Raw genomic sequence first — 14,639 nt, 5'->3', positions numbered from 1 at the left:
TACGCCTAGTGTGTGTCTCGCGACTGTCATGAAACATTTGGTCACGCGCCGACCCGGATCCAATGGGTCGTAGAACGCAGCAATCGGCTCAAGGGAATTTCCAAGTGATAAAAAAGATCCTGATCGCCAACCGTGGTGAAATTGCCGTACGAATCGTGCGTGCCTGCGCCGAGATGGGCATTCGCTCGGTCGCGGTTTACTCGGACGCCGACCGCCACGCGTTGCACGTTAAACGTGCTGACGAAGCCCACAGCATTGGTGCCGAGCCGCTGGCCGGTTACCTGAACCCGCGCAAGCTGGTGAACCTGGCCGTGGAAACCGGTTGTGACGCCTTGCACCCGGGCTATGGTTTCCTCTCGGAAAACGCCGAATTGGCAGACATCTGCGCCGAGCGCGGGATCAAGTTCATCGGCCCGTCGGCCGAAGTGATCCGCCGCATGGGCGACAAGACCGAAGCACGCCGCAGCATGATCAAGGCCGGTGTGCCGGTCACGCCGGGCACCGAAGGCAACGTCGCCGATATCGCCGAAGCCCTCACCGAAGGCGACCGCATTGGTTACCCAGTGATGCTCAAGGCCACCTCCGGTGGTGGCGGTCGCGGCATCCGTCGCTGCAACAGCCGCGAAGAACTTGAACAAGCCTTCCCCCGTGTTATTTCCGAGGCCACCAAGGCGTTCGGTTCGGCGGAAGTGTTCCTGGAAAAATGCATCGTCAATCCCAAGCACATCGAGGCGCAGATCCTCGGTGACAGCTTTGGCAACGTGGTGCATCTGTTCGAGCGCGATTGCTCGATCCAGCGTCGTAACCAGAAGCTCATCGAAATCGCCCCAAGCCCGCAATTGACGCCTGAACAACGCGCCTATATCGGCGATCTGTCGGTGCGCGCGGCCAAGGCCGTGGGTTACGAGAACGCCGGCACCGTGGAGTTCCTGCTCGCCGAGGGCGAGGTGTACTTCATGGAAATGAACACCCGGGTGCAGGTGGAACACACCATCACCGAAGAAATCACCGGCATCGATATCGTGCGTGAACAGATCCGCATCGCCTCGGGCCTGCCGCTGTCGGTGAAACAGGAAGACATTCAGCACCGTGGTTTCGCGTTGCAGTTCCGTATCAACGCCGAAGACCCGAAGAACAACTTCCTGCCAAGTTTCGGCAAGATCACCCGTTACTACGCGCCCGGCGGCCCCGGCGTGCGCACCGACACGGCGATCTACACCGGTTACACCATCCCGCCGTTCTACGACTCCATGTGCCTGAAACTGGTGGTGTGGGCGTTGACCTGGGAAGAAGCCATGGACCGCGGCCTGCGCGCCCTGGACGACATGCGCCTGCAAGGCGTGAAGACCACCGCCGCCTACTATCAGGAAATCCTGCGCAACCCGGAATTCCGCAGCGGCCAGTTCAACACCAGCTTTGTGGAAAGCCACCCTGAGCTGACCAACTACTCGATCAAGCGCAAACCCGAAGAGCTGGCCCTGGCCATCGCCGCCGCCATCGCCGCCCACGCAGGCCTGTGAGGAATACAACAATGTCCAAAAAAATATTCGTAACCGATACCATCCTGCGCGACGCCCACCAATCGCTGCTGGCGACCCGCATGCGCACCGACGACATGCTGCCGATCTGCGACAAGCTCGATAAAGTGGGCTACTGGTCCCTGGAAGTCTGGGGCGGCGCGACCTTTGACGCCTGCGTGCGCTTCCTCAAGGAAGACCCGTGGGAGCGCCTGCGCAAACTGCGCGCCGCGTTGCCGAACACACGCCTGCAAATGCTGCTGCGTGGCCAGAACCTGCTGGGCTACCGCCACTACAGCGACGACGTGGTCAAAGCCTTCGTCGCCAAGGCTGCGGTCAACGGCATCGACGTGTTCCGCATCTTCGACGCCATGAACGACGTGCGTAACCTGCGCGTGGCCATCGAAGCGGTCAAAGCCGCCGGCAAACACGCCCAGGGCACCATCGCCTACACCACCAGCCCGGTGCACACCATCGAGGCATTTGTGGCCCAGGCCAAGCAAATGGAAGCCATGGGTTGCGACTCGGTAGCCATCAAAGACATGGCCGGCTTGCTGACCCCATACGCCACCGGCGAACTAGTCAAGGCGCTGAAGGCCGAGCAGAGCTTGCCGATCTTCATCCACTCCCACGACACCGCCGGCTTGGCTGCGATGTGCCAACTCAAGGCGATCGAAAACGGTGCCGACCATATCGACACCGCCATTTCCAGCTTCGCCTGGGGCACCAGCCACCCGGGCACCGAGTCGATGGTCGCAGCCCTTAAAGGCAGCGAATTCGACACTGGCCTGAGCCTGGAACTGCTGCAGGAAATTGGCCTGTACTTCTACGCCGTGCGCAAGAAGTACCACCAGTTCGAAAGCGAATTCACCGCCGTCGACACCCGCGTGCAAGTCAACCAGGTGCCGGGCGGGATGATTTCCAACCTGGCCAACCAATTGAAAGAGCAGGGCGCACTCAACCGCATGAGCGAAGTGCTGGCCGAAATCCCGCGCGTGCGTGAAGACCTTGGCTTCCCGCCGCTGGTCACGCCGACCTCGCAGATCGTCGGCACCCAGGCGTTCTTCAACGTGCTGGCCGGCGAGCGCTACAAAACCATCACCAACGAAGTGAAGCTCTACCTGCAAGGCGGTTACGGCAAGGCGCCGGGCACGGTGAACGAGAAGCTGCGTCGCCAGGCCATTGGCAGCGAAGAGGTGATCGACCATCGCCCGGCCGACCTGCTCAAGCCGGAGATGACCAAGCTGCGCGGCGAAATCGGCGCATTGGCCAAGTCCGAAGAAGACGTGCTGACCTACGCCATGTTCCCGGACATCGGGCGCAAGTTCCTCGAAGAGCGCGATGCCGGCACCCTGGCGCCTGAAGTGCTGTTGCCGATCCCTGAAGCCGGCGGCGTGGCGCGTGCCGGTGGCGAAGGCGTGCCGACCGAGTTCGTCATCGACGTACACGGCGAAAGCTATCGTGTGGACATCACCGGTGTCGGTGTGAAAGCCGAAGGCAAGCGGCACTTCTACTTGTCCATCGACGGCATGCCCGAAGAAGTGGTGTTCGAACCGCTCAACGAGTTTGTCAGCAGCGGCGGCAGCAAGCGCAAGCATGCAACCGAGCCGGGCCATGTCAGCACGGCGATGCCGGGCAACATCGTCGACGTATTGGTCAAGGAAGGCGACGTGGTCAAAGCGGGCCAAGCCGTGCTGATTACCGAAGCCATGAAGATGGAAACCGAAGTGCAGGCAGCGATTGCCGGCAAGGTCACCGCCGTTCATGTGGCCAAGGGCGACCGGGTCAACCCTGGCGAAATCCTGATTGAAATCGAAGGCTGATACAGCCTTCGACACTACCGCTTAATCCTCGGGGGGGCAGGTGCCCCCCTTTTTTTTTGCCTGAAATTCAGGCGCTGGCAGGCGCTTTGCGGGTGAAGCTGATAAAGGCGCCCGTTGGCGTGTAGATCAGCTGCGGGATAAAGGTTTTTAAGTTGCTGGTGATGCTGTCGAATCGGCCTTCGATCTGTCCGGCGTCGATGATGCGCAGTTGGCGGGTAAGCAACTCGTCGCTTTCGTTATCGACATTGAGGTTGAGCGTGGCACCTTCGAGGTTGACGCGATTGCCAACTTTCAACGTACTGTGGGCCTCGTCCTTGCCGACGCAGAACGCGAGGCTTGAGCCGCGCTTCATGTGCAGGTCGTGCTTGATTCGGGTGCGGTTCTGAGGGGGCGTGTCCAGCCGCAGCGTACCTGCGACATTGAGCCTGTCCACCGTGCCGCCCATGTAGGTGGCACCCGACTCAACCGTCATGGCGCCGCTGATGCGGCTTTGGTTGATCAGCGTTGCACCGCTATGGACCCGACCTTGCTGGTTGGCATCCAGCGTGCCGTTAAGTGTCCAGGTGCCAGTGCTCACCTTCAGGTGCTGCATCCGGCGGGCGCCGTTGAAGGTGCCGCCCTTGGCATCCTCCAGAATGACGCGGTTGGAGCCGCTGCCACCGTCTACGATGCCGTTGAATTGGGCGCCATTTTGCACGGTCAACACGTCGTCGCCACCGCCCATGTCCAGGGCGAGGCCGTTGGTCCCGCTGATCACGCCGTTATTGGTGATGCTGTCATTAAACGCGCCGATCAGTTTTACCCCGTAGCCGTTATGGCCGCTGATGGTGCCCTCGTTGACCAGCCGGGTTTTCCCATGGGCTGGCCCCAAGTCACCATTGTCTACCAGTACGCCGTGATGGGCGCCGCGAATGACCCCGTAGTTGTGGATTTCGCCGCCGCCCATGGCGATGCCTTCGCTGGTATTGGGCGCCCCGTTTTTATCTGCACCATTGGCGCCTGTGCCCTCAATGATGCCGTAGTTGCGAATCCGGGCGAGCTTGTCGATATCCAGGCCATCGCCATCGCCGTCATTCTGCTTGGAGCGCTGGGTATCAGCTCCTGTGATGATGCCGTAGTTGATGACCTGTGCATTGCCTTTGGACTTTAAGCCAGCACCTTTTTGGCCGCGTAGCAGGCCTGAATTGAGAAGCGCCACGTCGTCGGTTGCTTTTATGCCATTGCTGCCGCCGCCCACACTGCCGTGATTGACGACCGTGCCCCCTGCGCGGTTCAGGCTGATGCCGCTGTAAGACTCTTTGAACCGCATGGAAGGGCCGGTGGAAATGTGCCCATCGTTTCTGAACACGCCGCCTGTGGTGATCTCAACGGCGTTACCTGCTTCAGCATGCACAGAGGCGCCGGCTGCATGGGGTGCAGCCGCTGGAAGGGAGGGAGTATAGGCAGGAGGATGCAAGGATACGCGTGACATAGATTTCGACCTCGTGTGTGCTTGAGGTCGAAAACTAACGTAGGCGCTTGCCGTTTTATGTCGGCTGATTGAGCCGACGAGCGTAAGACCGCTCGCTATCCATGCAGCACTTGCGTTTAGAAACTCATCTTCCACTCGCCCATCAGGCCATGGTTTCGGCTGTTGGTACCGGCTTGGGCGCTGTAGGTCAGGCCCAAGCTGTGTTCGGTGGACAAGGCGAGGTCCAGGCCGGCTTGCATGTCGAGGCTATTGCGGTCCAGCGAAGTGCCGGTGATGGTAAAGCTGTCGATGATCCCCGGTGTGGCGCGCGAGGATTGACGCACTTGGCTGTCGACTTCGCCATAGAGGTGCTTCCAGCCGGTACTCAGGTGGGGTGTGAGGCTCATCCGATTGTCGAGCCGGTACACCGTGGCCAGCCGCAGGCCAAAGGTGCTGCTCAGGTTTTGTTGGGTTTGTGAGCCGACGTTAAGCGCGGTGAAACCGCCCTTTTCTTTGAAGCTGTCACGGTGGTAGCGCTGATAGCCCAGGCCTGCGAAGGGCTCTACGTGTACGTCAGCATTGCCCAGTTGGTAACCCAGCTCGGAAAACACCGTTTGGCTTTGGGCGTCGTATTTGCCCTGGAGTTGCTCCTTGAAACCGAGCAGGTTGACGTCACGTTTGTTCTTGCCCGCGTGATTGCTGTAGAACGCCCCCAGGCGCAGGGCCAACGGGCCGTCCTGGCGCACGGCATAACCGCCCAGGTGCAAGCTGTCGAGTTCGCCTTTGAAACGTTGAGCTTGGAGCTCGCTGGTGGACTTGGCGCCCATTACACCAACTCGCCATGCATGGTCCACGGCCCAGTCGGCGCCCAGCATCAGGCCTTTAGTGCTGTGCTTGAGACCGTCGCTGCCGCCTTGTTTATCGAGCTTGCCGCCGTTGCCCAGGCCTTGCATCCAAAAGTGACCGTTGCCGTCGTTGGGCAGCGTGCGCAGGGAAGAGAGCAATGAGTGGCTGATGTGTGCGGTGGCGTTTTGGGTCGCGCCAGCCAAGTTGGCATTCTGGCTGCCTGCCAACTGTTCGAACGCCGCACCCAGGCCGCCCGGTTGTTGGGACAGTGCTTCACCGGCTTTTTGCAGGCCTTTGATTTCTTCCGAGGTCAGGTCGCCGGCTTGCAGTGCACGTTGCAAAGCAGGTTTAAGCACCGCAGCCAGTTGCTGGCCGTTGTGAGTCGTCGCCTGGTTGAAGTAGCTGTCGAGGGGCACGATTGGGGCCGGTGGCTGGTAAGCCAGGGTGCCGTTGGAAAAGTCCAGTTCGTACTGAAAAGGTGTGCCTGCCAGGGCAAACGGGGTACTGGCTACGCCAACAGCCAGGCTGATAGCGCGTGCAAGGTTTAGGACGGAGAAGGGCATGAAGTCATAGCCTCTGGTGATTGAGGCCGGGAATTTAGCGAGATGGCGGGGCGATAACTGTCAGGCTATCGACCCGTGATTCGCGGGAGTTTTCTCTACTGCGTTGCGATTAAAATCGCATTTGCCATTGGCCCGTCAGCGCGTGGTTGTGGCTGTTGTTGCCCAGCTCGCCGGTATACCCAAGGCCCAGGCTGTGGCGGGCCGACAAGCCCACGTCCAGGCCTGCTTCCAGCAACAGGCTGTCGCGGTCCAGCGCGCTGCCCTCAACATTGAACGCCGTGCCGCCGGCCACGAAAGCCTGGCGCGTGTTGCTGTCGACATTGCCGTAGGTGTGCTTCCAGCCCGCGCTGACGCGCGGCGTGAGGCTGATGCCATTGTCCAGTTGGTTCAGGTGCGCCAGGCGCAGGCCGAAGGTGCTGTTGAAATTGTCCTGGGTCTGGCCGTCCACATGCAGCGCGGCAGCCCCGCCTTTTTCGCTGTAGCTGTCACGCTGGTAGCGCTGGTAGCCAAGGTTGGCGAACGGCTCGGCACTCAGGCGCCCATTGCCCAGGGCGTAGCCGAGTTCGGCAAAGGCCTGCTGGCTGTTGGCGTCATAGTCGCCCTTGGGGCGGTCGCTGAAGCCGTTGAAGGCCACCGTGCGTTTGCTGTCGCCTTGGTGCCCGCTGTACGCAGCGCCCAGGCGCAGGGCCAATGGGCCGCTTTGGCGCAGGGCATAGACGCCTGCGTGCCAGCTGTCGACGCTGCCGTCGACGCCGGTGGTGTCCAGGTCGGTCTTCGAATAGCCGCCCAGCACGCCCACGCGCCAGTCGCTGTCGAGCGCCCAGTCGGCGCCCAACAGCGTGCCCTTGGTGCGCTGGGTCAGCCCGTTGCTGCCGTGCTCGCCGTCGAGCTTGCCGTAGCTGGCGATGCCTTGCAGCCATAAGCGACCGCGTGCGTTCGGATCGTTGAGGTTGCGTGCATCGCTGGGCACGCCGGTAGCGGCGAGCGCAGGTGTGTCTTTTTGATCCAGCCCAACCAGCAGTCCGGCACCACCGCCCATTTGCTGCATGGCGGCCAGCATGCTGTTGCCCACTTGGGCGCTGGCGCCCAGGGTGGCGTTGGTGAGGTTGGCGGTGCTGCTGCCTGCCAGTTGCTCAATCGCCCCACCTGCCGTGGCATTGGTGGTGTTAAGCAAGGCGGTATACAGCGGGCTGTTCTTGCCTAGGCCCGCCAGGCTGGTGGCCGCGTTGGCGCCGTTGCGGGTCGTGGCGAACTGGTTGAAAGCGATGTCATTGCGGCTATACGTCAGGCCAACCTGGGTGGGGCTGTACTCCAGGGTCGGGGTCAAGAAGGCGTAGTCGCTGGTGACGTTGCCAAAGGTGCCGTTGATGCTGCCTGCTTGCAATACGGTGTAGTGGCTCTGCCACGGGTACGCGCCTTCGCCGGGGTTGACCGCCAGGGTCGCGCCATTGAGATAAGCCGTACCCCCGACTTTGATCGGCGCACTGCTGCCATCGGCGTTCACGCCGTAGGCCAGGGTTGAACCGCTGCCCATCTTCAAGTCGCGGGTGATGGTCGCGGTGCCCAGGGCCGTGTTGGTCTGCAAGGTGCCGTTGACCACCAGACCGCCCACCGAACCGCCACCGGCATAAATACCGCCGGCATCGACCGTCACATTACCGGCAATACTGCCTTGGTTGATCAGCGCGGCGCCGCTGAAAATCTCACCGCCATCGCTGAAGTCGCCATTGCTGGTGAGCGTCCAAATGCCTTGTTTGACGTCCAGCCACTCGAAGTTACGGCTGTTGCCGAAACTGCCGCCCGCCGGGTCATCCATGCTCACACGGTCGTAACCAGTACCGCCGTCCACCAGGCCGACAAAGCGGCTGCCACCGAGCAGCACCAGCTTGTCGTCGCCGCCGCCCAGGTCAAGGGCCAGGCCGTTGCTGGCGCTGATCGTACCGCCGTTGATCACGGTGTCGGCGAAGTTGCCGACGAACTTCACCCCAAAACCATCCAGGCCTTGAATAACGCCGTGGTTCTCCAGGGTGGTCGCGGCCACGCCCGGGCCGTCGCTGCCATCGTCCACCAGCACCGCATTGTTGGCGCCGCTGACCAGCGCGCCCTTGGCGTTGTACACATAACCGCCGCCCAAGGCGATGCCTTCACTGCCGTTGGCAAAGCCGTTCTTGTCGACGCCGCCCGCGCCGATGCCCTGGATGATCCCGTAGTTTTCGATATGGGCGATTTTGTCGATATCCACGCCATCGCCGTCGCCATCCGGTTGCAGCCCGGAGAACGCGCCGGTGATGGTGCCGTAGTTGATCACCGTGCCGTCGCCATCGGAGCCAAAACCCGAACCGTTGCGGCCGATCACCGTGCCGTAGTTGGTCAGCGTGGCGCCCAGGTCAGTGGTGATGCCGTGACGGCCACCGGAAATCAGCCCGTAGTTGGTCACGGTCACGCCGGTGGCGGAGTCGATGTCCACGCCGTCGAACTTCTCATCGCGGTTATGGGTATCGCCGCTGGAGATCTCGCCGTAGTTGGTGATGCTGGCATTGGCGCCGGTCTTCATGCCGTCGTTGGCATCGCCACGAATCAAGCCCCCGGCGCGGTTGATGATAGTGGTGGTGACGTTGGCGCTGCGCAGTGCATCCAGGTTCAAACCCCGGCCGGTGGCGGAACGCAGGGTGCCACTGTTATCAATCAACACGCTGCCATTGGCGAAGTTGCTGTTGATGCGCAAGGCGTCGTTGCTGCCCTGGATCACACCGCCCGTGCGGTTATAAAGGCTGTAGTTGCGCGTGGTGTTGGCGTCCCCCGTGACGTCGATGGCCCGGCCGCCTGTGGACAGGATCTTGCCCGCGTTATCCACCACCACGCCTGCGCCGCTGGTGCCATCCTTGAGACCGACCGCCACCCCGGAGGTGGTGATGCTGCCTGGCGCCGAAACCTTCAACGAATCACTGCCGCCCAGGGTTTGCCCGGTGGTAGTGGGGGTGTCGATTTGCAGGTTTTTGGTAGGGGCAGGCGCAGCTTCTGCGAGGCCGCTGGCCAATAAGGCAATGGCAAGCGCGAGGCGATGGGGCGACGGGGGCATGGCGGACGACCTTGTTATGGAAAACGAGGCGACCTGTATAGCGGAGGGGGATTGCAGGAATGTGTCAGAGCGATGACGGCTTATTCGTCTGCATTAAATTGCGTTTTTTGAGCGATCTAACCCCGATATATGCATTATAGTGCATAAAAAGAACCGCTCGGCTTAGCTCAAATGCACTATATTGCAAGAGTCACTCGCGTAACTGCTTAACAGGTGCACTAAAATGCAGATGGAAGCCCCCTACTCTTTGATGTTGCAGATTTTCGCCGATGGGCAATGGCGTGATGCTATGCGGCTGGAGTTTGCTGAGCCTCAGAAGGGCTTCAATGGGGCTTGCAGGTTCCATTACCGTCAGGATTATCTCGTCGATAACCTGGAGGACATCCAGCGACCTTTCTCCAACGCTGTCAGTGCGCGGCTCCCTCTAGAGTGGGATGTTGTCTTGCTTAAGTCGGCGCCTGCCTTCTTGCACGATATTGCGCCCGCTGGTGCGGCCAAGCGGTTTTTGATGAAGCGTATTGGGCGTGAGAAACCGCAGGACGTCGATGCTGATTTGTTTTTATTGGCGCGCAGTACCCCGGCACCCATTGGGAATATGCGCATCAGGGAATCCGTGCAAGCCCTTGAGGGTGAAGCACCGATTGGCTTCGCGCGACAGGATGTAATCAGTCGCGATAACCGCTTTCTGGAGTATGCCTACGAGCAAGGTGCCGCAATAGGAGGGGCTACTGGCGCGGGTGGCGAGGCGCCTAAGCTGTTGATGACACAGAGTACCGACGGCTTGTTGTATCCAGACGCCGTCCTGAATGACGATAACGTTGCTCAGCACTGGTTCATCAAGTTCGCCCGCAACCAGGCTACGCAGAATGATCAAGACATTCTGAGAAGTGAGTACCACTACTACAGAGCACTTCAGACGCTTGGAATCGACACAGTTGCCACCGAAGGGTTGGCTTTGGAGGAGGCCACAAAGCCGAGTCTGTGGATGCACCGTTTTGATCGCAGGCTCACTGAAAGCGGTGTTGAAAGGTTGGCAGTCGAGTCGATCTACTCGTTAGCGGGTGTGACGAACCCTGGCAGTTACATGGATCATTCAGAGGTCGTGAGGCTGTTGGTGGAGCAATGGCGAGCGGTGGGGCAAGAGGCGCAAGTTGTTGATCTGGTCGCTGAGTACTTGCGCCGGGATTTGCTGAATAAGGTGTTGGGCAACTCAGATAACCACGGGCGCAATACATCGATCATCCGAGAGCGTGATGCTTTGCGGCTGGCCCCTATTTATGACCTGGCCCCGATGGTCATGGACGCTGAAGCTGTGACTCGAACCACCAAGTGGCCCAAAGCACTGGAGGTCGCGGGTGATATCAATTGGAGAGGGGTATGCGAGGCGATAGCCGATATTGTCGACCCCGAGCAAAGCTTTGAACGGTTACGACAAGACGCAGAGCACCTGCGTGCGTTGCCGGATCTTCTAGTGACCAGTGGTTTGCCCGCTGTGACCTTGAATCATCCCAGCATTCCATTGGGGAAACTGGACTTGCGCCTGAAGCAATGGGGACTGAGATGACTATCACTTTGGACGCCCGTGCCCTGCTGATCGAGAGCGTCGAACAAGGTTTGGCCGACGGCTCGCTGGAGATAGGCGATGCTGTTCGCCGCCTGCGCACCGAAGTTACCGGTCTGCATCAAAGTCAGTTCGCCAAGATGTGCAAAATTTCCGTACGTACCTTGGTGCATATCGAGCATGGTGAAGGGAATCAGACGCTGAAGTCGTTGAATGCGGTGTTCAGGCCGTTTGGGCTGAAGATGGGTGTTGTGAAAGTTCGCAGGAGCGCATAACTGGAAAACGCTGAAGATCCATGTGGAAGCGGGCTTGCCCGCGAATGCGGTGTGACAGTCACAGCATTTGGTGACTGATCTAGCGCTTTCGCGAGCAAGCCCGCTCCCAGATTTATTTTGTGTTGTACCTGAGATTCAGGCGCGGCACTCGGCCAGAGTTTTCACTTGGCCATCACCGTGCTGGTTGGCTTCTGACAACCACGCTTCAAAGCCTGCGCCCACGGTTGGCCATTCCGAATCCAGGATCGAATACCACGCCGTATCACGGTTCTGCCCTTTGACCACCATGTGCTGGCGGAACACGCCTTCAAAGCTGAAGCCCAGTCGTTCGGCGGCGTATTTTGAGCGGGCGTTGCCGTTGTTGCACTTCCACTCCAGCCGACGGTAGCCCTGCTCGAACGCGTATTTGGCCAACAAGTACACCGCCTCGGTGCTTTTGGGCGAGCGTTGCATCGGCGCGCCGAAGGTGACGTGGCCGATTTCGATACGGCCCTGGGCCGGGACGATGGACATCAGGCTGAGGATGCCCTGCACGTCGCCGGTGGCGCGGTCGATCACGCTGAAGAAGTACGGGTCGCTATTGGCTGCGTGATTATTCAGCCAAGCATCAAAGGCAGCGCGCTCGGGGAAGGGGCCGTAAGGTAAATAGTCCCAGAGTTTCGGGTCGGCACCGGGGCCTTCAAGGGCGCGGAACAGGCCGTCGGCATGCCGCGCCGGGTCGAGTTTTTCCAGGCGGATAAACCGCCCTTCCAGCAGTTGAACGGTGGGCGCCGGGACGCCTTTCCAGTCGGCGGGTGAGATAGGCATGCTGCGCTCCTTAAAGACCTTTGCGAAATTGAATAAAACCTGGGCGTTCGGCGATGCGCTCGTACAGCTGGATCGCGGTGGCGTTGGTCTCGTGGGTCAACCAGTGCACCTTGGCACAGTTATCGGCCTTGGCGGTGGCGTAGACGAATTCGATCAATTTGCGGCCCACGCCGGTGCCGCGTTGGGACGGATCCACCAGCAGGTCCTGAAGGTAGCAGGAATTCTCGATGCTCCAGTTGGAGCGATGGTAGATAAAGTTGACCATGCCCACCGCCTTGCCGTCCTGCCAGGCAAGCGCCGAATGGGTCGGCTCGTTGGCATCGATCAGGCGTTGCCAGGTGTTTTGGCTGACGGCGTCCGGCAGTTCGGTTTCGTAGAACTTCAAATACGCCTGCCACAGCGGTAGCCACGCGGCGTGGTCGACGGCAGTCACCTGGCGGATGTCGATCTGACTCATTCTGAAACTCCTTGGGGAATAAAGCGCGCGAGGGTCTGGTCGCGCACATCAATGCTGGCAGCCAGGCCTTCGCGCACGCCGGCGATATCGGCAGCGCTGCGGTTCTGGCTGAGTTTGCGTTTGCCGATCAGGCGCTCGACGGGCAGGGCGAAGCCGACGATGGCCTTGAGCATGCCGTCTATGTAGTCGGCCGGCGCGTCGCTGACTTTCCATGGCTGGGCGCGGTTGCCTTCATGGCGATCGGTAAGTGCCGTGACCACTGCGAGCAGACGCTCGGCATCGGTAAATACCTCAGCCTTGCCGTAGGCATGCACGGCGAGGTAATTCCAGGTCGGCACCACTTTGCCGTGCTCGGCCTTCGCCGGATAAAACGCCGGGCTGACATAAGCGTCGGCACCGGCAAAGATCACCAATGCTTCGCTGCCATTTTGCAGGTCACGCCACTGCGGGTTGGCCTTGGCCAAATGCCCGTACAGCGTGCCATTGGGGCCTTCATCGGGGTTGAGCAGCAGCGGCAAGTGGCTGGCCAGCAGGCCTTGTTCGCCAAAGGTCACCAACTGCGCCAGGCGGGTGTGCTGGATCAGTTGCTGCAGTTCAGGCAAATCATCGAGGGCAAAGGCGCGCGGTGTGTACATGGAAATTTTCCTTGGCGAATGCCTGCATCCTAGGCAGGCTAATGGTTCGTTGTAAGAGCCATCTGGCACCAATTTCATAGGTCCAATATGTCGCCCATCACACCACCGCTGTCGTTCAACCCCGCAGGTATCGAGCTGGATCGCCGTCAGGGGCTGACGCGTCAACTGTATGAGGCCCTGCGCCAGCGGGTGCTGGACGGGCGACTGGTCAGCGGTACGCGATTACCCGCCACACGTGATCTGGCGGCGGCGCTGTCGATCTCGCGCAACAGCGTGGTGCGTGCCTACGATCAGCTATATGCGGAGGGGTTTATTGAAAGCCGGGTGGGTGACGGCACCTATGTGGCCCAACTGCCCACGGCAAAAAAACTATCCACAAAAGTATCCACAGGGTTTTCAACAGGGTTATCCCCAGCCTTATCCACAAAATGGGCGGATTTGCCGGACGATCTGGACAATGAAGTTATCCACAGTGCGGGCCTGGCGCGGGTAAAAAACAACCACCTGGCTCACCCTCCAGCGGGACCGCCTCGGGCCTTTCGTGTGGGTGTGCCGGCCTTCGACCTGTTCCCGTTTGATATATGGGCCAAGCTGAATGGGGCGTTCTGGCGCAAGCCAAACCTGGAACTGCTGTGCTATGGCGACCCGGCCGGTGACGATCGTTTGCGTGGTTTGATCGCTGCGTATTTGCGCAGTTCGCGTGGCATGCAATGCACGGCTGAACAAATTGTGATCACCAGTGGCGCACAGCAAGCGATTAGCCTTTGTGCACAGTTGCTGGTAGAGCCTGGGGACGGCGTGGCGGTGGAAAACCCTGGTTATCGCGCTGCCGGCCACGCGTTCGCCTTGGCTGGCGCGCGATTACATGGCGTGCCGGTAGACAGTGAGGGCATGGATAGCCAGGTGCTCAATACCCTTGATGACTGTCGTGTGGCCTATGTCACGCCGTCCCACCAGTACCCGCTGGGTGTGGTAATGAGCCTGGCGCGGCGCCTGGAATTGCTGGCCTGGGCCGAGCGTAGCGGCGGCTGGATCATCGAGGACGATTACGACGGTGAATACCGTTACAGCGGGGCGCCCCTGTCGCCCTTGGCGGCGCTGGATCGCAGTGGACGCGTGTTGTATGTCGGCACCTTCGGCAAAGTGGCGTTCCCGGCATTGCGCCTGGGTTATCTGGTTTTACCGCCGGGGCTGGTGCAAGCCTTCACCCGACGTCGTGCGGTGGACATGCGCCATTCCGAAGTCAGTACCCAGGCGGTGATGGCCGAATTCATGGCGGCCGGGCATTTCCAGCGGCACATCCGTCGCATGCGCCGCGCGGCCTTGAGCCGGCGCAACGTCTTGCTGGCCGGCTGGCCCGACGGGCTGCCCGGCGTGGGTGCCCTGCCCAGCGTTGCGGCGGGGTTGCACCTGACGGTGCGGGTGGACAGCCTGGCCCGTGAGCAGGCGTTGCTCGCCCAGGCCCACGCGGCGGATGTCGAGATCAATGGTTTGAGCGGCTATTGGCTGGCAGACAGCGGCCCACCGCCGGACCAGCGTGCCGGCCTGGTGATGGGCTTTGCCGCCGTGCCCGAGTCGGCTATCGCGCAAGCGCTGGCGCGGTTGCGCCAGGCATGGCGCGGTTGA

11 protein-coding genes are annotated in these 14,639 nt (G+C 60.7%); 5 read left to right on the top strand and 6 right to left on the bottom strand.

Annotated elements, in window-relative coordinates:
* Positions 1 to 104 precede the first annotated feature (104 nt).
* Positions 105 to 1,520 carry an acetyl-CoA carboxylase biotin carboxylase subunit gene (locus tag K0H48_RS27475; RefSeq protein WP_003213442.1) on the top strand — a complete coding sequence of 472 codons (1,416 nt, stop codon included), beginning with the start codon at positions 105 to 107 and terminating at the stop codon, positions 1,518 to 1,520.
* 11 nt (positions 1,521 to 1,531) lie between these two features.
* Positions 1,532 to 3,340, top strand: coding sequence for a sodium-extruding oxaloacetate decarboxylase subunit alpha (gene oadA / locus K0H48_RS27470; protein ID WP_219337472.1), 1,809 nt, complete (start codon positions 1,532 to 1,534; stop codon positions 3,338 to 3,340).
* Between the two features lie 67 nt (positions 3,341 to 3,407).
* Here oadA and K0H48_RS27465 read toward each other — a convergent pair whose 3' ends face one another.
* The 3 genes from K0H48_RS27465 to K0H48_RS27455 form a co-directional block, all read right to left on the bottom strand.
* The gene (locus K0H48_RS27465) at positions 3,408 to 4,733 is read right to left on the bottom strand and encodes a hypothetical protein (RefSeq protein WP_219337471.1); all 1,326 of its coding nucleotides are present in this window, start codon (positions 4,731 to 4,733) and stop codon (positions 3,408 to 3,410) included.
* A 194-nt stretch (positions 4,734 to 4,927) separates the two neighbouring features.
* Positions 4,928 to 6,199 (bottom strand): autotransporter domain-containing protein, encoded by a 1,272-nt coding sequence (locus K0H48_RS27460; protein ID WP_219337470.1) that lies wholly within the window; start codon positions 6,197 to 6,199, stop codon positions 4,928 to 4,930.
* A gap of 109 nt (positions 6,200 to 6,308) precedes the next feature.
* The gene (locus K0H48_RS27455) at positions 6,309 to 9,278 is read right to left on the bottom strand and encodes an autotransporter domain-containing protein (RefSeq protein WP_219337469.1); all 2,970 of its coding nucleotides are present in this window, start codon (positions 9,276 to 9,278) and stop codon (positions 6,309 to 6,311) included.
* A 223-nt stretch (positions 9,279 to 9,501) separates the two neighbouring features.
* On the opposite strand from K0H48_RS27455, the gene K0H48_RS27450 reads away from it, so the two are divergent.
* Together K0H48_RS27450 and K0H48_RS27445 are read left to right on the top strand one after the other, a co-directional pair.
* Positions 9,502 to 10,842: a type II toxin-antitoxin system HipA family toxin gene (locus tag K0H48_RS27450; RefSeq protein ID WP_219337468.1), complete on the top strand. Its 1,341-nt coding sequence runs from the start codon at positions 9,502 to 9,504 to the stop codon at positions 10,840 to 10,842.
* On the top strand, positions 10,839 to 11,114 hold the full coding sequence (locus K0H48_RS27445) for a helix-turn-helix domain-containing protein (RefSeq protein WP_219337467.1): 276 nt from the start codon (positions 10,839 to 10,841) through the stop codon (positions 11,112 to 11,114). The genes K0H48_RS27450 and K0H48_RS27445 overlap by 4 nt, the downstream gene beginning before the upstream one ends.
* 135 nt (positions 11,115 to 11,249) lie before the next feature.
* Here K0H48_RS27445 and K0H48_RS27440 read toward each other — a convergent pair whose 3' ends face one another.
* The 3 genes from K0H48_RS27440 to K0H48_RS27430 are packed head-to-tail and all read right to left on the bottom strand — an operon-like array spanning position 11,250 to position 13,013.
* On the bottom strand, positions 11,250 to 11,921 hold the full coding sequence (locus K0H48_RS27440; protein WP_219337466.1) for a GNAT family N-acetyltransferase: 672 nt from the start codon (positions 11,919 to 11,921) through the stop codon (positions 11,250 to 11,252).
* A gap of 10 nt (positions 11,922 to 11,931) precedes the next feature.
* The gene (locus tag K0H48_RS27435; protein ID WP_219337465.1) at positions 11,932 to 12,378 is read right to left on the bottom strand and encodes a GNAT family N-acetyltransferase; all 447 of its coding nucleotides are present in this window, start codon (positions 12,376 to 12,378) and stop codon (positions 11,932 to 11,934) included.
* Complete coding sequence (locus tag K0H48_RS27430) at positions 12,375 to 13,013, bottom strand: FMN-binding negative transcriptional regulator (protein ID WP_219337464.1); 639 nt, start codon at positions 13,011 to 13,013, stop codon at positions 12,375 to 12,377. Before K0H48_RS27430 ends, K0H48_RS27435 begins: the two co-directional genes overlap by 4 nt.
* A gap of 87 nt (positions 13,014 to 13,100) precedes the next feature.
* On the opposite strand from K0H48_RS27430, the gene K0H48_RS27425 reads away from it, so the two are divergent.
* Positions 13,101 to 14,639 carry a PLP-dependent aminotransferase family protein gene (locus tag K0H48_RS27425; RefSeq protein WP_219337463.1) on the top strand — a complete coding sequence of 513 codons (1,539 nt, stop codon included), beginning with the start codon at positions 13,101 to 13,103 and terminating at the stop codon, positions 14,637 to 14,639.

Origin of the sequence: Pseudomonas sp. Xaverov 259 (assembly GCF_019352915.1) — a bacterium.
GTDB lineage: Bacteria > Pseudomonadota > Gammaproteobacteria > Pseudomonadales > Pseudomonadaceae > Aquipseudomonas.
The sequence above is the reverse complement of the archived record's forward strand: the minus strand, read 5'-3'. Positions and strand labels throughout refer to the sequence as shown.